Here is a 17,064-nt window from a genome sequence, read left to right on the forward strand (position 1 = left end):
GTGACGCTCGGCCCGAGCCTGCTTCAGTGCGATTACCTCGTTCAAGCTGCACTCCTTTTCGACTTCTCGGCGACGAAGTCGGTCACGGTTTCGTCCGCAGCCTCGTCAACGTAAGTCGTCATCAATTCGGTGATATCTTTGTTCCAGCGCTTTGTGTGCAGCCAGGAATTGTACTGGCTGGCCAGCCCGCGCATGTAGTCCGGGCTGCGGCGGATCGAGCGCCGCTCGAAATGGTAAAGCGAAACCGCCGGCTGATAGGCAATCTGGAAGCCGATCTGGCGGATCTTCATGCACAGATCGCTGTCTTCGTAGTCACCGATGATATAGTCCTCGGTAAATCCGCCGACGAGATCGTAAATATCCTTGCGGGTGACGAGACAGGCGCCCGTCACCGCCGGGACAGTGCGCGCAATCTGTGCCGGCGCATAATTGCCGGGCATGCCCTTGTGGAAATGGTGGTTGAGCCAGACATTGCGCCGGTCCGGGGCGAAATAGAGCCCGGCGTGCTGCAGCGACCCATCCTCGAAGAGCAGCTTCGGACCGATGGCGCCGAGCTTCTTTTCTTCGAGCAAGGGCTCGACCAGCGGCCCGAGCCAGCCTGCTTCGGTTGGCACGACGTCGGAATTCAGCATGACGAGCACGGTGCCGCTTGCAAGGCTAGCGCCGGCATTGCAGGCGCGGGCATAGCCGCCATTGCGGTTCATGATCGCGAGCTTCATCGGCAGGCCGTGGAGCAGATGCAGGCCGCCGAGAAGGTGCTCCGTATCCTCCTGGATTTCGGGCGAATCGAGAACGTAGATGAGTTCCGCCTTGGCAACGAGCCAAGGATCGGTCGCCATCGCGGAAAGCTGGAAACGCAGGAAGTCCAGGTTGCGATAGAGCGGTACAACGATCGAAACGAGGGGGGCAGCCGGCATCACGCCGAACTCCTTCGTATCGGCGATGCGAACCGTCTTGCCGAGCTTGCGCTCGACCTCGGTGAGGGCAGGTGCCAGGATATTCTCGAAGACTTCACTGCGCGCATGCTGCGGCGGAACGGCGCGCAGGATCCGGTTGCGCTGCGCTGCGGGCTCGAATGGCTGCAGCGGCGGAATAAGCGGTGCAGTCGCCCCGGAAGTCAGCCGCATCTGGAATCGCGGCTGCAGCACCGGACCCGCAGAGGAGGTTTGCGGCACCCAGGCGACAAACCCGGTGACATCCGCGCCCAACCCGTCTTCGCGCGCCTCGGTCTTGCCTGCGAACTTGTAGAAATTAGGCTTGAGCGGAAGGATGCGGCCTTCTTCGGTCAGATATTCGATACCTGCAAGCATGGAGGAAGGATCATGCGTCCAGCCGCCAACGAGCAAGCCGCCATTGAGCGCAAGGGCAAGGTCGATCTCAGCGGCGGGATGAGTCTGCGACTTGGCGATCTGCTTGGCTGTCAGCGGCATGCGCATCTGCATGTCGATCGCCGTTGCAATGCCTGCAGCGGGAATTTGGGCAAGCTGGCGCACGAGGAACTCGCGGAGCTCGGGATGTGCCTGGTTCTTGCTCCACCACTTCTGGAAATCGCCGGGGGCAGCCTCCCGATCCGTCAACTCGCGAATGGCGACGCCGTTCTTGCCGGTGAGAATGATATGGAAGGATTGCGGAAGTGTTTTCGCCGACTCAACGAGCAAGTGGCATGGTTGCCAGCCCTTGCGGACGCGGGAGCCGATGACAAACTTCGAAGGCAAAGCTGAAACTGAATTGGAGCCGATCGCATAGATCGAGGTAACGTCGCCAAGTTCGGGATCGATTGCCGTCTCAAGCAGATGCTGGCCCTCGAGCGGTTGCGCACAAACGCGAATCTTGCGCGGCTCGGGGGCGAGCGCTAGCGCGACTTCACGCACCACGCTGGCAAAGACCTGATTCTGCGAGAGCCGGAACATGCTGCGCCAGGTGCTAAGGAGATTTGTGAGCAGCTTGATATGGCCCGCTGCCGAAAGGTTGTTAACCGCCCGATCGACGTCGAGATGCGGCAGCTCGGCCGCCGGATAAAGCAGCGTCTGTTCTGTCGGCCCAAGCGAACCCGCGGAAAGCGTCAGGCCAATCGGTTCGTCCTTGGTGCGCATGGCCCAAAGGACGCGGTGCCCGCCGGTTTCAAGAGGAATATTGAGGCTGACCAGAGGAACAGGCTGTTCCTTCGATTCAAGCACGCATTTGGTTGACGCCCGCATTGCGCCGGGCAGATCCCAGATCAGGACAGCAATGTCCGCGCAGAGCCGGGAGACAAAAATACTCTCAGTATCGCCTTCAATGTCCGTCGAATGGTCGAGGTTCAATACACGGCCCTTTCATTCATAGCGGAAGGAACGCGCCCCGCATGGAGCGGAGCGCGCAATTTGATTTCACGATCAATGAACGGTGAAATAGTTGTCCGGATGAGCCTGCACGTCTTCCGAGCTGGTGTTGACCAGCGTGACGGAATCGCCATGACCGAGGTCCACGACAACATTGTTGCCGACCTGGGTAACGCGCGACGCGAGGTCGTCTGCGGAATGGATGTCCTGGCCGTTGATACCGCTGGAGATCTGGAGGATGTCTTCCCCAGGGGTAAAATCGAGCACGACATCGTTGCCGCCACCACCGGTGAACTGGAACACGTCGTTACCGGCACCACCGATAAGGACGTCATCGCCAGCGCCACCTGCAATGAAGTCATTTCCGGCGCCGCCGAGAAGAACGTCGCTCCCCGCACCACCAAACAGCGTATCGTTGCCTGCTCCACCCTGGAGGACATCGTCGCCCTTGTCGCCGAAGAGAACGTCATCGCCGTTGCCGCCGCTCAGGACGTCATCACCATTTCCACCGAACAGAACGTCCGTTCCCTCGCCGCCGAACAGAGCATCATCGCCCTTGTCGCCGAACAGGAGATCGTCCCCCTCATCACCAAAAATCGTGTCATGACCATTTCCGCCAAAGACAACATCATCACCGCCATGGGCGCGGATGAAGTCGTCGAAACGCGAGCCAAACAAAACGTCGTCGTAGGCGCCGCCTTCTAAAGTGGCCATCTGCTTCTCCTTCTGTCCTGCTTTGAGTTTACAAAATGCCGGAGCTGTTCCGACGTTTATGCTTTAACGATTGTGCACTGCACCAAATCGAAATGCAACCTAGTCATGGAATATAAATGTGGCAACACATAGTAACAATTTATTACACGAATGTATTATGACATGTAATAATTCGTGAAAGTAATTTATATTTTACGAGATACTACTTTGGATATGGATATTAATTGGAAATACTTTATTTCTAAATTTGAAGTAATCTAGAAACATAGGGAAATAAGGGGCCAATCGCCCCTCAATCCTCGCGGAACGCCCTATTAAAGCTGTCGGCAATCGGAGAGGTTATGTACTCGATGGCCTTACGCGACTTGTGGACGATGACGACCTCGGCGGGCATGCCGGGATAGAGCTTCACCTGCGGATTGGCCGCAAGCGATTGCGGCGTGATTTCGGCGCGCGCGACAAAGTAGGCAGCGTCCGTCTTTTCGTCGACGAGCTGGTCGGCGGCAAGATAGGTGATTTTTCCGTCCAGTGGAGCCTGGGCACGCTGGTTGTAGGCCGTGAGCCGAACTTGAGCCGGAGAGCCGACCGTCACGCTATCGATATCGCGCGGGCCGATCTTCATCTCGACGACGAGCGGCTCGTTTTCCGGCACGATATCAAGGAGCGGCTCGCCGGCAGCGACGACGCCGCCAGGCGTGCGCAATCGGATATTGGCAACGATACCTGCCTGAGGCGACTTGATCTCTACGCGGCGCATTACATCCTTCGCCGCAACGATGCGTTCTTCGACATCAGCGAGTTCGACCTGGCTCGTGGTTATTTCGCCGGCGATCTCCGCCTGCATGTCGCTTTCTATGCCGGTGAGCGCAAATTCTGCGCCGGCCTTGGCCTGTTCCGCCTTGGCCTTGTCACCCGCATACTCGCCGCGATCCCCCGCAAGCTCGCTGAGACGCGTGTCGATCTCGATGAGTTTCGAGCGCTGGGCAAATCCCTTGGCGACCAGACTTGCAATGGCCTTGCGCTGTTCGTCGATCAGTTCGATCTGCCGATCGGTCGCCCTGGTCTGGACGTCGAGCGCCTTTGCCTGTTCCGTATATTGCTCGATCGTCTTCTTCTGAATATCGATCTTGCTCTCTTTTTGCGTCTGGCGCTTGGTGAAGAAGACCTGCTCGGCCTTCTTTGCACTGTCGGCGGAAATATCGCCCACCTCGCCGAAATTGGCAGGGAACGTAATTTCGGTGTTGCCGGCTTGTTCGGCGCGCAGGCGTGCAAGCTTGGCGATAAGACCGACGCGGCGGCTCTGCAGCGACTGCAGATCCGAGCGTGCGCGCGTATCATCGAGCCTGATCAGCGGCTGGCCGACTTTTACCTCATCGCCTTCCTGCACAAGAACGCGGTCCAGTATGCCACCCTCGAGGTGGCTCACCGTCTTGCGCTTCGAATCGACGATGACGCTGCCAATGGCCACCGCGGCACTGCCGAGTTCGGCCGAATAGGCCCAGCCGAAGAAGCCGCCGAAGGCTATGGTAATGGTCAGGACCCCTGCGATAATCAGCCGTCGCAGCGGCGGGTGGTCGGAATCATGTTCGAGTTCCGTATACCAGACAGGTCTGGCGATCGGCCGGTGCGCCGCGAGTTGACTGCCGACCGTTTTCATCGGAAGCGAAGCGTCGGCGCGAGCCGGCAAATTCTTCTTGATCTTGTCAATCATGCTCCGGCAGCCCCCATCTTCGAATTGACCGGCGTAATCGATGCGACCACATCCGTACGCGGCCCGAACTGGGTGATCCGGCCGTTTTCAAGAACCAGAAGTTTGTCGGCCACCTGCATGATTGTCGGTCGATGCGCGATCATGATGACGATGGCGCCATCGTCACGCGCTTGTTCGATCGCCCGCATTAGCGCTCGCTCGCCGACCGAATCGAGATTGGCGTTTGGTTCATCGAGAACGATCAGCCTCGGGTTGTTATAAAGGCAACGGGCAAGGCCGATGCGCTGCCGCTGTCCGCCCGAAAGCGTCAGGCGGCCATCGCCGACCGGCGTGTCATAGCCGAGCGGCAGACGCCCGATCATCTCATGCACGTCAGCAAGGCGAGCCGCCTCAAGCACGCGCTGCGGCTCGCTATCGGTCATGCGGGCGATGTTGTCGCGAATCGTTCCTTCAAGGAGCGCGACAGATTGCGGCAGATAGCCGGCGATCTCGCCGAAGGAGCCGCGCTCCCAGAGATAAACATTGTTGCCGTCGAGGAAGACGCCGCCGGCAGTCGGCCGCACGATACCGATGAGCAAGCGCGCCAGAGTGGACTTGCCGGCCGCCGAAGGTCCGACAATGCCGAGCACTTCGCCTGGGGAAAGCGAGAAAGAAATACCCTTGATGATCGGCACGTCGACACCCGGCGCGGCATAGACGAGCTTGTCGATGACAAGGTCACCGTGCGGGCGCGGGGTGGGCATCGTCTGCCGCACCGCAAGATTCTGCGACAGCAGCGACTGAATGCGTTGCCAGTTGCCGACGGCCTGCACCCAAAGGCGCCAGTTATCGACGACATGGTCGAAGGGGAGCAGCAACCTTCCGACGAGGATACTGGCGGCGATCATCGCACCCGGCGTAATCTGGCGATCCATTGCAAGGAGCGTACCTGCGGCGAGCACGGCGATCTGGACCATGAAGCGCATGGTGCGCGCGATTGTCGCCATGGCGCGGCTGCGGCTGCCGCCGAGATCGAGGAGGCCGATCGCATTCATCTGCAGCGAACGCCAGCGGCGGGCGAGGGCGGGCAACATGCCCATGGCCTCAATTACCTCGGCATGGCGGAGCGTGGAGCCGATCTTCGAAATGGCTTCGATATTCGCCTGGTTTGCATCCTTGACGAGGCTGCGGGTCATGAGATCGGTGATGACGCCGCAGCAGACAAGGACAATCACAGCGATGACGCCGATGATGCCGTAGACCGGGTGCATGAGGAAAAGCGCAGCAAGGAAAATCGGCGACCAGGCCGCATCAAGCGGCGCACTGACCGCCGAAGAGGTCAAAAAGCTCCGCAATTCTGTCAGATCACGGAGTGACTGCGTCGCCTTTGGCAGGCCCTGGTCGATCGAAGCCTCGACCGCAGCCGATAGAACCGGAAGGTTCAGCCGGCGCACAAGCGCGCTGCCCATCGCCTGGAAGGACATGGCGCGAATGAACTCGAGAACGCCGAAAACGATAAGAGCGCCCACCGCCAGGATGGTGAGCATGACCAGCGTGTCCTTGCTCTGGCTGTTCAGGACCCTGTCATGCACCTGTAGCATGTACAAGGGTACTGTAAGTTGCAAAAGGCTGATGCAGGCACTGAGCAGAGCGGCATAAAGCAGGCCCGCCATGAATATCCTACGGGCCCGTAAAACCAGCGCTTTTGGCTCGGCGCTCGCCGCCGAAAGCGCTTTTTTACCAGCATGGCTCTTGCCATTTGGATTGATTTGACGAGTATCTGTCATATGTGATCTGCCTTGGAAATGACACAGCCTTTGGTTAGCCCTGGGGCGTCAGTCTAATGCAATAGACTTATAGAGTATTACTGCAGAGAATGTGACAGAAAAAAGTTCTTTTGGTGGGGAAATCAATGAGGGAGACCCGAAAACATACTTGTAACTTACTTCAAAATTTGAAGTAAAATTGACTAGGAGAGAAGGATGATACAAAAACTTCTACACGAAGGAGTGGAAGTCGAAACATCTATCGACGGCTTCGCGGCCGCCGATTTCCCTGAAATATCAGCCGACAACAAGAAGGCGAAGGCCGCAAACCATGCGGTTGTCGTCACACACTTCGAACTGGCGCGTATGATAGAACGCGTCAATCGTCGCTTTGCTGGCGTGCTGCGCAATGAGATGACGAAACTCGGAATCGAAGATGTGGGGCCGGCTCAGGCGATGGTTCTTTTGGCGATAGGGGATGTCGAACTTTCGGTTGGAGAACTCCTGGATCGCGGCCACTATGTCGGTTCCAATATCTCATACTATCTGAAGCAACTGGCTGACGGGGGCTATATCGACAGGGTTGCTTCGCAGCGGGACAAGCGCTCGGCGCGTATCAGACTGACTGAAAAGGGCGAGCAATTATGTGCCGATCTGCGCAACGCGGGCGGAACCTACAACCGATTGCTCGCACGGGACGCAGAAGACCTCCGCAACCTGGAAATCGCCTTCCAAACCTTGCATCGACTCGAACTGGTTTGGGGCAATGCCACGCGTTACGGACTATGATTTGCCTTTGAGCGATCCCAACCAAACGTCAGGCAACCATCGCTGTTCCTCTTGGGACCGTTTCTGACGTCATGCATGTGGCATTCGTTCATCGGCGTGGATTCGGGCAGTTTGCGGCATTGGCCTCCCACCTTGCCGAAACTGGCCACGATGTCAGCCTGATCAGTGAATCTGTCGACCGGCGTATTCCATCGGTCCGCGTCATTCGGCATCGCGTCGAGCCCGGTCCCCGGGCTGACAGCCAGATGGCGCGGCACCTCGGCATCCCGGATCACCATGTCCGCATCGGCCATCGCGTCGCGGAAACCCTCGACGCGATGGTTCGCCACGGCGAGCGGCCGGATATCGTCATCGGTCACATCGGCTGGGGTAGCATGATGTTCGTCAAGGATGTTCTGCCGCAGGTTCCAGCCATCGGCTATTGCGAATTCTTCTATCGCGCTGAAGGCGCTGACGTCGGGTTTGCGCCTGATGACATTCCCGATCTCGATACCCGAAAGCGCTTGCGGCTGCGCAATGTGGCGCAGCTTCTCACGCTTGAGGCGATCGATGGCGGGGTGAGTCCGACCCGCTGGCAAAAGAGCCTTTATCCGGCGCCGGCCCAACGGCGGATAGCCGTGTGCCATGAAGGCGTCGACACGCAGCGATTTCGTCCCGACCGCAATGCGACGCTGAAGTTTCCAGATGGGCGCGTGCTAAAACCCGGCGATCCGCCCATCGTCACATTCGTTTCGCGTGATCTCGAGCCCTACAGGGGATTTCCTCAGGCGCTCGCCGCGGCGGCAAAAGTCATCCGCAGCAATCCTGATGCCATTTTCGTCTTTGTCGGTGGTGATGGCGTCAGCTATGGCGCCCCTCCGCCGGGAGGCGGTTCGTGGAAAGAGAAGCTCATGGCCGAGCACGATATCCCGGCGGACCGCATCGTCTTTCCCGGCGCCATCTCGCACGATCTTTTGCGCAAGCTCTACCAGGTCTCGGCGGCGCATATCTATCTGACCTACCCCTTCGTCCTTTCCTGGTCGGTTATAGAAGCCATGTCATGCGGCGCGTTGATCATCGGTTCCGACACAGCACCCGTCCAGGAGGTGATCCGCTCGGGACAGAACGGTCTGCTCGTTCCCTTTTACGACACCGACGCACTCGCCGGCACGATCCTCGACGTTCTCAAGGCGCCGGAGAAATTCATGCCATTGCGCGTTGCAGCGCGGCGCACCATCGAGCGCAATTTTAGGCTGATCGACTGCATCGGTCGGCAAAAGGCCCTGATCAATACGGTCTTGCAGGGCAACTGAGGCCGCTATCTATTCCTGGTCTGCCGGTTGATTGCGGCATTGCGGTCCTGAACGTCACGCAGGCTTGTATCCGCCGAACCACCGGCAATCTGGCCACCGCCCGAGCCATAAGCGCCGCCAGCCGGTCCGGCTATTCCGCCGCCGCCGCGCCGGCCACCGCCCACCATATTGGTAACAATGCGAACGACGCGATCGCTGCCGAAGGCATCGCTGATCCATTCCTGCGTGCTTGTCGCAATGCGCCCCGCAAAGGGCACGATCTGCGCCATGAGAAACACGCCAGCAAAACAGATCAGGACAAAAGGCGCCACGTCCTTGATCATCAGCGGCGTATCGGGATTGCTCACGGCCTTGAACAGCACCATGATGTTGGCGCGGACGCCGAGTATATAGAAGCTCAGGAAAGTGCTGAGGAAGATCGGGACCAGCATGGCCTGGAGCGTACCCGTCAGCCAGCCGGAGAAGAAGCGCGACGGTATCTTGAACATCAGCAGGATGATGAAGATCGGTGCCAGCGCCAGCATGACCCATAGCGCCATCTTGGCGAACAACATCAGGAACATCGCATAACCGACGAAGAGCGCCGCGGAAATCCAGACAATTGCCGACTGCAACGAGGTCGTCAGCACTGTCTCGAGCGGGTTCGTCGGCGGCTTGCGCGCCGGCGTGGCAGGTTGGGCTCCTGGGACGGGCTTGCCGTCTGGCCCTAAGACTTCCGGAGCGGCGGCTTGCGACGCCGTCGCTTCCCGTTCGATCTTCACCGACGCCCGGACAGCAATCGAATAGATCGTCGAAATATCGGTTGCCACTGTCCCGACTGTCATCGCCTTGCCGGTATCCGGATTGACGATGTTGTTGAGCATCACATTGTTGCTGACAAAAAGCGGCGCCATGGTCACAACCTGATAGACCGCAACCTGGAACGGCCCCCAGCTGGTGGCAAGAAAAAAGATCACCGCGAGCCGAAGCATGCGGAAGGCAGCCGTAACGACATTCGTGTCGCCGCGCCCCTGCCAGAACTGAAAGCCCCAGAACACGAGGTAGAGTACCATCAGCCCGCTGAGCACCGGCGTCATATAGGCGGCGAGAACGCCGTAGGTGGTTGCCGTGAAACTCTTGCCGAGCGCATCAATGTTGGATGACAGGGCAGCAATGAAATTTGGCTCCATGCGGCCCGTCCTATAGTGGCTGCTGGACGATGATATTCGTCAGCGCTTCGTTGACCGGCAGCAGCGGCCCGCAGTCATCGACCGGTCCGAACGACAGCGCGGATGCAGGCAAATCACACGGAGTCTTCAATTTCTGCCGGCTCGCACAGCCTGAAGCAAGCAATGTGGCAAGCAGAATTACGCATACACAAGTTACTCTCACACCTTTACTCCTTGCCCGCAAAAGGCGGGCAACCATTGCTTGGGATCGTCGCCGAGCTTCTCCCTGAGGGCATTCAGTTCCAGTATTGTCTCCGCCCGTCCCGAAAGAACCTTGAGGAGGTCGTCCATTTCCGTTAGGCGCAGGCGGGCGATGACCGATTCCTGTCCGTGCTTGATCAGAAAGCAGCGGCTTGCCGGATCCGTCGACTTGATCCACTGCATTTCGCGCGCCGAGAGGCCGAGCCCACCGGCATGACTTTCGAGGTCGGCGCGTGGATTGGGGAAGAAAATATGCGTCGCACTCTGCTCGATCAGCGTATGGGCGATGTTCGAATTGACGATATCCGATGTGCTCTGCGTGCCGAAGCCGATGATTCCGTTGAACTTTCGAATCGTCTTCATCTTGTCCCTGATGAAGGCCGCAAACACCGGGTCCTCCAAAAGCCGCCAGCCTTCATCGAGGAAGATCTGGATCGGCGTCCCGTCGAGGAGTTCGTCGAGCCGGTGGAAGATGTACATCAACGCCGCGCTGCGGGTCAGCGGATCGTCGAGGATCTTGGTCATGTCGAAGCCCGCGACATCAGACCAGGTGAAGCGATCGACGGGATTGTTGAACAGCCAGCCGACCTGGTCCGGCCGCAGCCATTTTTCGAAGCGCGCCAGCAGATCGTTCTCGCCGGCGCGAATACGTCCTCGCAGCAGGGTGGCAAAGGCCGGCAATGATCTTCCCTCAGGGGTCGTCGTAAGAATCTGGGCGATTGCCGAGCGGATGACGCTTTCTTCGCTCGCCGGCAAGGGCTGTCCGTCGGGCCGTCGCAGCATCAGCGAAAACAGCTGGAACAGGAATTCACGATTGGGACCGATATCGCTGAGCTGCAGGGGATTGAACCCCGTCGGCTCGCCCGGCTGCAGTATCTCGTAAGTGCCGCCAAGCGCGCGGATGAAGATCTCGCCGCCGCGGTCCTTGTCGAAGAAGATGCAGCGGGGTGTCGGCTTGATGCGCTGCGACTGGGCCATCAGGAAAGAGAGGGCAACGGTCTTGCCCGATCCCGACGGACCGACCATGGTGAAATTGCCGAGGTCACGCACGTGGAAATTGAAGAAATAGGCGCTCTGGCTGGTTGTCTCCAGAAGCGAGATAGCGCTGCCCCAATGGTTGCCGTCGCGCTTGCCGCCAGGGAAATTATGCAAGGAAAGGAACCCGGCAAAATTCTTCGACGAGATCATCGCCGAGCGCGCCTGATAGGAGAAGTTCCCCGGAAGCTGCGCCCAGAATGCCGCCTCGCAATTCAGATCTTCCCGCAACCAGATGATGGACTGGTCCGTGAGCGTCGCGCCGACCGAACGAATGCAGCGGTCGAGTTCGGCCTTGTCGTTGCCGAGGCACATAATCGACAGATGGTGCTCGCCATAGATGGAACGCGAGCTCAAAAGTTCGTCTCGCGCGCCGACAAGCTGGTTGCCGATGATGGAGCCGGCTTCGTCAGCCATGGCGATCTGGCGCGAAACGCGCTCGATCTGGTTTTGTGCAACCGGCTTGTCGATGATGGAAAAACTTTGGCTGACGATGAATTCGTGCGGCACCTTCAACAGGCCATCAAGGAGGAGGGGACCCGTATAGGAAGGATATTCGCGCACCGACAGCATGGCGCCGAGGCGGGAATCGGCAGGGGGCGTCGCGCCGACGAACTCGACGGCATTGCGGCCGAAATGCAGGCGCTTCATCGCCAGCGCGCCGTCGAGCGGCATGCGGGGCAGACGCATCTTGACCGGCTCAATCCCGTTCAAAATCTGGACGAGGAATTCGAGCGGCTCGGAATAGAAAACGCCAGGTTCCGTCTCGCGGATGCCGAGGAGCTTGACCTGATAATCTTGCAGGACCTCGCGCACACCGAGGACGGCATCGCGCAGTTCGCGCAATTCCTCGGCTTCGCCCTGCCGCGCGCCCTTGGGTTGGCCCTTGCCGCCGCGCGCGAAAATGCCCTTGGCGATGGTTTCAATCATGCCCACCTGGCCGCGCAGCGGCCGCCGGACGATGGTGATGTACATCTCGTTGACGAACATGCGCCGCTGCTCGAGCTGCGCCATATAGCGGCGGTTCAATTCGTCGGCGAAGGGGTTGGTAAACTCGCCGTCGAGCTTCGGTTCGAGTCGCCGCCGGATCATGTGGCCATAGACGGCATACCGGCTGTTGCCGAGCGTGCGCAGGATGGTGTTGCGCCCTTCGAGCTTGCCGTTGATCTGCGCCATATCGGCGGTTTCGAAGCAGAAGCCCTCGACCTTGAGCACGCTCAGGAGCAGTCCGTCCTTGGTGCGCAAGGTGGTATCGTCCACATGGCGCGTATAGGGCACGTGGGCGGCGACGGAGCGTTCGCGCGTCGCCTGGGCGCCGTAGCGCATTTCCTTGCGGACAGCGCGCGACATCATGTCGGATCTCCCGGCGCGTAGCTTTTGACACCCCAGAGGGTGGTGGACTGCGGCGGTGTCTTGGCGGCCTTGACCCGCAAAATGTTGAATATCTGCTCGTCGCGCAGTGTCAGGAAATAGCCGAAACTGTGGATAGGGAGCACGAGGAAGAGCGTGAACAGGCTCTTCGTCGCCAGAAAGATGACCGCCGTCACTACCATATTGAACATGGCATACATATACGGCACGCCGAACAGGGTAGGTGCGCGCGTCAATGCCTTGACCAACGGGATCATGTCCGGCGCTTCCTCAGTCATCTCATACCCTTTCCGGCGAAGCCGGCCGCAATCGCAAATGCAGATCTAGCACGCTGCCGCCTGTCCACACCGAAGATGCGGACCTGCACATCCAACCTTGCTCTCGTCACTTTAAGTCTCCGATCGGACGGGCCGATCCTGCCCCAGTCCTAGTGGCCTAATGCGCCCTGAAAGAACGATACGATCTGTGTCGATCCGAAAACCAGGACGATGCCCATGATGACGGAGCCGGCAATGCCCCAGGTAAACCGGCCGGTCCAGGCAAGGAAGCCGCAGCTTATGACGGCAAGAATGGCCAGCATCGACGCGATCGGCCCCGTCAGAATGTTGATCATCGTCTGCAGAACAGACGATACCGGCTGCAGGCTGGACTGTGCGAAGGCTTCGCCGGCAAAAAATGTAAGTGACAGAGCCAATGCAGCCCCGGAAATGCGCAATCTATTAAACATTCTGACTACTCCACATGTAATACAAATCCTTGAGTCCATTCCTCCGGCTTGGCAGGTTGGCCCTCGTTCTTCTTGCCCGCCGTCCGCTTTTCGCCGTCGGATGCTGGCACTCCAAGCGATTTCCACCCGTAGAGATCGGTAAGAATGGCCGACACATAGCGAACGGTTTCGGGATAGAGCGGTATGCCGCGATTTTGGTCTACGGCGCCCTCACCGGCATTATAGGCGGCGAGCACGTAAAGCGGATTCTGGTAACGCTTCTGCAGGAAGCGCAGGTACCGTACCGCTCCGCGGACATTGTCTTCCGGGTCGCAGATATCGACGCTGAAGCGCTTCGCCGTGGCAGGCATCAGTTGCATCAGGCCCACGGCGCCCGCGCTCGAAACGGCATTCATGCGAAAGCCGCTTTCCTGCCTTGCAATGGCGAGGAGGAAGTCGAGGTCGAACGCTTCTTCGTCCGCTATTTTGCGGATGATGATTTCGCCCTGTTTTGCATCCGGCACCTTGCTGAAATCGCAACCGGCAGGTTTCGCGGCAATCGTCGCACTGGGCGGATTGACCGGCGCCGCATCCTCGATGACAGTCACCTTGACCGGCTCATCTTCAGCAGGCGCCAGGCCCACCGACCCGGCGGCCATCACGGCGAAGGACGTCAGCAGGAGACAAATCCGGTTCATTGCTTGCGCCCCAGCGGAACGACGCCGGGCTCCTGCATTTTCGAAAAGTCGTTATAGGCAGCTGGTCTTTGCCGTCCGGAGCGCACGAACGGATCGTAAAAGATTTCGGTAACGACACCCGGCCGCCCATCGCGCCGGCCAAGCTGGACCACGAGCGGAACCGTCGCCCGCAACATCTCGACGATCTCGACCTTCGTAAGGCCAAGCCCGCCGCCGCTGCCCTGCATGACGAGCAATGCGAGACGCGTATAGGCGGCGCTCGGCGAATTCGCATGCACCGTCGATAGCGAACCGGGGTGGCCGGTGTTGATGGCCTGCAGGAAGTCGATCGCCTCGCCGCCGCGGATTTCGCCAAGCAGCAGCCGGTCTGGCCGCATGCGCAGCGATGCTTCAACCAGATGGCGCGGATCGACGCGGGCGACGTTCTGGTTGCCACGCGTCGCAATAAGGCTGACGTGGTTTTCCTGCGGCGGCGTCAGTTCCGGCGTGTCTTCAATCGTGATCAGGCGTTCGTAATCCGGAATCTCCTGCATCAGCGCGTTAAGAAAGGTAGTCTTGCCCGAACCGGTACCACCCGAAATCAGCATCGATACGCGCCGGCACACGGCTTCGCGCAAGAAAGACTCGATGTTGCCGCGCGCAATCAGGTCGCAAAGCAGCGTTTCATCATCGGTCAATTGATAGGCACTGTCGGTGACAAGGGTCGAGCGAAGTGCCCCTGAGGCCGCATAATCGTCGAGGACGAGTTGGCGTGTCACCTGACGGCGAATGACGATAGCGCCGCCCTTTGGTGCCGCCGGCGGCAGCACCACCTGGACGCGAGCGCCATCGGGCAGGGACGCCGAAAGAATCGGCTCTTCCTCGTTGATGAACTGGTGGCTTGCAGCGGCGACCCGCTCAGCCATGAACCGCATCCGCTCCGCTGTCAGCTCGGGCATGACGTAGCGCATCATGCCCGGCTGACCTACCCGTTCGACGAAGGCGATTCCCGGTTCATTGATGCAGATTTCGACGACATCGGGAGACTGCAGAAACACGCGCAGCGGTGCGAAGGCGAGTTCGATGAGATCGGAGAGTGAGGCAGCGTAACTCATCGCAGACCACCTCCGAGCCTGACTTGAATACGGTCAGTATTTGCCATCCCAGCCTCGCCCACGTTTGAGTTCCTTGAGCTTCTCCTGAACGGGATCGGGATAAAGTTCGGAAAAATCGAGATCGCGCCGCACGAAGATCGCAACCGGTGTGCCCTGATTGATACTGATCGTCGGCGGAATATTGATCTGGCTCTTAATGGCCTCCTGAGCCAGTTGAGTAAAATTCTGCACCGCAAGCGCCGCGCCCTGCATGGCCATATCGTTGAGCGCGACCTTGTTAGTAGTGGGCGTTTGTATCGTAATACTTTTAGTCGGGTCGCTCGGACCTGGGATCGATTTGATAGTGTATCCGACATCGTTAGTCGGCATGCTGGTTGCCGCCATAATTTGGGAACCCGCGCTAATCAGACTCAGCACACCCGCCGCGCCGAAGCGTTTGAGATAATGGTTGTTAACGGCACCGGCCGAGCCCGAGACGCCGAGTTCGTCGGTCCCGATCGAGCCCAGATTGAGTGACACGCCATCTGCACGAAGCAACCGGTTCCATACGATGAAGGCACGGGTCTGGCCCTGTGCAACACCCGCATTATATTCGCCGATCATGCGCGAACCCGAGGGGATGAGCACGCGGCGCCCATCGAAGGACCACACGTCCTCCGTCGTTACTGCGCGCACCATGCCGGGCAGGTCGGTCTGCACCGCCGTTTCGAGGACACCCCGGATCATCGTGCCTTGCGGCACCAGCGCGTCGATGCGCTTGGTTTGCTCAGCCGTCGCGACTTCCACAGGCTTGGCGGCCAAGGCCGAGAGGAACTGGTTGTTCGGGTTGGCGTCCTGGAAGGTTGCGGCGCTCTTTTCCTTTTCCGCCTGTTCGGGAGTCTTGCCTGCCTGAGCCAGCGGGTCGACCTGGCCTCCGGTCTCGGTCACGACCATGGGCGAACGGTAGCGTTCCCATCTCTTCTGGTCGTTTTCGGATTCGCGTGCCAGCCTTTCGGCCTCGAGGGCCTTGCGCTCTTCGGCGAGGCGGCGCGCCTCTTCCTCAGCGGCCTGTTTCGCCCGCTCGAGTTCGGCGTCCGTCGCCGAGCCCCCCGTCGGCTGTGTCGGCGCCGTCGCCGGTGCTTCCGGCTCCGGCGGCGGCACGTTCAGCTGCACTTTTGCTGGCGGTGCGAGGAATTCCTCGTTCTCATTCGATTCCACATTGTCCGGCGCCTTCGGCTGCGCCAACCAGAACGGCATCGCCAGAAGGGGAATCGAAACCATGCCAAAAAGCACGACGATGGCAGCCTTGCTCAAGCCGCGCTTCGGCTCCGACAGTTGCGACTGCGCGCTTTCCTCGAGTTCGACGTTTTGATGATAATTGGGATCAGGCATGGCTCTACCTCATCCGCTCATTGGAAGAGGTGGTCCTGGCCGCAACGGCGGAGCCGCCGATCTTCTGCATGTTGAACAGGCACAGCGCGAGATCGCCGCGCCGCAGCATCCACTGCCTGGCGATCTTGTCGACGACCAAATATTCGCCTTCGCGGCGGAAGTTGGCCAAAATTTCCCGTTTGCCGCCTTCGACAATGAAGATCGAGGGAATGTCGCCGTCAAACTTGAACCAGGTCTTCACCCCATCGTCGAAGGCGTAGGTCGGCTTCAACTCGCCATCGCCGCGGAACTGGTAATTCGTATTGGAATTCTCGAACTGGAAATTGGCGCGGTTGGGTTCGGAGACGAGGCGCTGCGCTTCCGCCAGCAGTCGCGAATCCGCCTCCTCGTCCGGATAGCGGAACTTGACCAGATATGTCTGGTCGCCTTCAGATTCAGCATGGGCCCGCAGGATGAACGTGTAGACATGCTTGTCGCTGACGACGTTCATGTTCGTCGTCGTCTTGGCCTCGACCGGCTTCAGGAAGATGATGTTGCCACGCTTGTTGGGCTCGATCTTCCAGGACAGGCTGTCACCCACCGCTACCGTTTCGATCTTCTCGGTATCGCCGAGGACGATCATCGTCGAGACGCCGTGGGTTGCATCGACCGAGACAACATTGGCGGGATTGTAGTTGACGGTGCGTACGCGCGCATCGGCCTGACCGCGCTTCGGCGCAATTTCGGCGAGAACCGGGCTTGCGGCGAGAACCCCGGCGCAAACGAGCGGCGCAATCAATTGCAATCGGCGAACGGAGAACAGCGTCAT

At 59.4% G+C, this 17,064-nt stretch carries 14 protein-coding genes; 2 read left to right on the top strand and 12 right to left on the bottom strand.

Features of this window, described 5'->3' with window-relative positions; genetic code table 11:
* Positions 1–41: 41 nt before the first annotated feature.
* The 4 genes from BR48_RS0120205 to BR48_RS0120220 form a co-directional block, all read right to left on the bottom strand.
* Positions 42–2,303 (bottom strand): glycosyltransferase, encoded by a 2,262-nt coding sequence (locus BR48_RS0120205; RefSeq protein WP_027232972.1) that lies wholly within the window; start codon positions 2,301–2,303, stop codon positions 42–44.
* A gap of 72 nt (positions 2,304–2,375) precedes the next feature.
* On the bottom strand, positions 2,376–3,035 hold the full coding sequence (locus BR48_RS0120210) for a calcium-binding protein (protein ID WP_027232973.1): 660 nt from the start codon (positions 3,033–3,035) through the stop codon (positions 2,376–2,378).
* 292 nt (positions 3,036–3,327) lie between these two features.
* Positions 3,328–4,743 carry an HlyD family type I secretion periplasmic adaptor subunit gene (locus BR48_RS0120215; RefSeq protein WP_027232974.1) on the bottom strand — a complete coding sequence of 472 codons (1,416 nt, stop codon included), beginning with the start codon at positions 4,741–4,743 and terminating at the stop codon, positions 3,328–3,330.
* Complete coding sequence (locus tag BR48_RS0120220; RefSeq protein WP_027232975.1) at positions 4,743–6,512, bottom strand: type I secretion system permease/ATPase; 1,770 nt, start codon at positions 6,510–6,512, stop codon at positions 4,743–4,745. Before BR48_RS0120220 ends, BR48_RS0120215 begins: the two co-directional genes overlap by 1 nt.
* Positions 6,513–6,710: 198 nt before the next feature.
* Here BR48_RS0120220 and BR48_RS0120225 point away from each other — a divergent pair, with 198 nt between their 5' ends.
* Complete coding sequence (locus BR48_RS0120225; protein ID WP_027232976.1) at positions 6,711–7,280, top strand: MarR family transcriptional regulator; 570 nt, start codon at positions 6,711–6,713, stop codon at positions 7,278–7,280.
* Between the two features lie 71 nt (positions 7,281–7,351).
* Positions 7,352–8,572 (top strand): glycosyltransferase family 4 protein, encoded by a 1,221-nt coding sequence (locus tag BR48_RS0120230; RefSeq protein WP_027232977.1) that lies wholly within the window; start codon positions 7,352–7,354, stop codon positions 8,570–8,572.
* A gap of 5 nt (positions 8,573–8,577) precedes the next feature.
* Here the strand turns inward: BR48_RS0120230 and BR48_RS0120235 are convergent, their stop codons facing one another.
* The 8 genes from BR48_RS0120235 to virB9 form a co-directional block, all read right to left on the bottom strand.
* Positions 8,578–9,741 (bottom strand): type IV secretion system protein, encoded by a 1,164-nt coding sequence (locus BR48_RS0120235; protein WP_027232978.1) that lies wholly within the window; start codon positions 9,739–9,741, stop codon positions 8,578–8,580.
* Between the two features lie 198 nt (positions 9,742–9,939).
* On the bottom strand, positions 9,940–12,369 hold the full coding sequence (locus BR48_RS0120245; RefSeq protein WP_027232979.1) for a VirB4 family type IV secretion system protein: 2,430 nt from the start codon (positions 12,367–12,369) through the stop codon (positions 9,940–9,942).
* Entirely contained in the window at positions 12,366–12,665 is a 300-nt protein-coding gene (locus tag BR48_RS0120250; RefSeq protein WP_027232980.1) for a VirB3 family type IV secretion system protein, read from the bottom strand. Before BR48_RS0120250 ends, BR48_RS0120245 begins: the two co-directional genes overlap by 4 nt.
* A gap of 149 nt (positions 12,666–12,814) precedes the next feature.
* Entirely contained in the window at positions 12,815–13,114 is a 300-nt protein-coding gene (locus BR48_RS0120255; RefSeq protein ID WP_027232981.1) for a TrbC/VirB2 family protein, read from the bottom strand.
* Positions 13,115–13,119: 5 nt separating this feature from the next.
* Complete coding sequence (locus tag BR48_RS0120260; protein ID WP_027232982.1) at positions 13,120–13,791, bottom strand: lytic transglycosylase domain-containing protein; 672 nt, start codon at positions 13,789–13,791, stop codon at positions 13,120–13,122.
* Positions 13,788–14,885, bottom strand: a complete 1,098-nt coding sequence (virB11, locus tag BR48_RS25110; RefSeq protein ID WP_081815966.1) for a P-type DNA transfer ATPase VirB11 — start codon at positions 14,883–14,885, stop codon at positions 13,788–13,790. Before virB11 ends, BR48_RS0120260 begins: the two co-directional genes overlap by 4 nt.
* 33 nt (positions 14,886–14,918) lie before the next feature.
* A complete protein-coding gene (gene virB10, locus BR48_RS26800) occupies positions 14,919–16,256 on the bottom strand; it encodes a type IV secretion system protein VirB10 (protein WP_027232983.1) in 1,338 nt (445 codons plus the stop codon).
* A gap of 4 nt (positions 16,257–16,260) precedes the next feature.
* On the bottom strand, positions 16,261–17,064 hold the full coding sequence (gene virB9, locus BR48_RS0120275; protein ID WP_051615299.1) for a P-type conjugative transfer protein VirB9: 804 nt from the start codon (positions 17,062–17,064) through the stop codon (positions 16,261–16,263).

It is taken from the genome of Phyllobacterium sp. UNC302MFCol5.2 (genome assembly GCF_000686005.1).
GTDB classification, from domain to species: domain Bacteria; phylum Pseudomonadota; class Alphaproteobacteria; order Rhizobiales; family Rhizobiaceae; genus Phyllobacterium; species Phyllobacterium pellucidum.

Excerpts from the sequence above, each read along its gene's own strand:
- BR48_RS0120210 (WP_027232973.1), bottom strand. The coding sequence starts at position 3,035 with ATGGCCACTTTAGAAGGCGGCGCCTACGACGACGTTTTGTTTGGCTCG.
- BR48_RS0120220 (WP_027232975.1), bottom strand. The coding sequence starts at position 6,512 with ATGACAGATACTCGTCAAATCAATCCAAATGGCAAGAGCCATGCTGGT.
- BR48_RS0120230 (WP_027232977.1), top strand. The coding sequence starts at position 7,352 with ATGCATGTGGCATTCGTTCATCGGCGTGGATTCGGGCAGTTTGCGGCA.
- BR48_RS0120235 (WP_027232978.1), bottom strand. The coding sequence starts at position 9,741 with ATGGAGCCAAATTTCATTGCTGCCCTGTCATCCAACATTGATGCGCTC.
- BR48_RS0120245 (WP_027232979.1), bottom strand. The coding sequence starts at position 12,369 with ATGATGTCGCGCGCTGTCCGCAAGGAAATGCGCTACGGCGCCCAGGCG.
- BR48_RS0120250 (WP_027232980.1), bottom strand. The coding sequence starts at position 12,665 with ATGACTGAGGAAGCGCCGGACATGATCCCGTTGGTCAAGGCATTGACG.
- BR48_RS0120255 (WP_027232981.1), bottom strand. The coding sequence starts at position 13,114 with ATGTTTAATAGATTGCGCATTTCCGGGGCTGCATTGGCTCTGTCACTT.
- BR48_RS0120260 (WP_027232982.1), bottom strand. The coding sequence starts at position 13,791 with ATGAACCGGATTTGTCTCCTGCTGACGTCCTTCGCCGTGATGGCCGCC.
- virB11 (WP_081815966.1), bottom strand. The coding sequence starts at position 14,885 with ATGAGTTACGCTGCCTCACTCTCCGATCTCATCGAACTCGCCTTCGCA.
- virB10 (WP_027232983.1), bottom strand. The coding sequence starts at position 16,256 with ATGCCTGATCCCAATTATCATCAAAACGTCGAACTCGAGGAAAGCGCG.
- virB9 (WP_051615299.1), bottom strand. The coding sequence starts at position 17,064 with ATGACGCTGTTCTCCGTTCGCCGATTGCAATTGATTGCGCCGCTCGTT.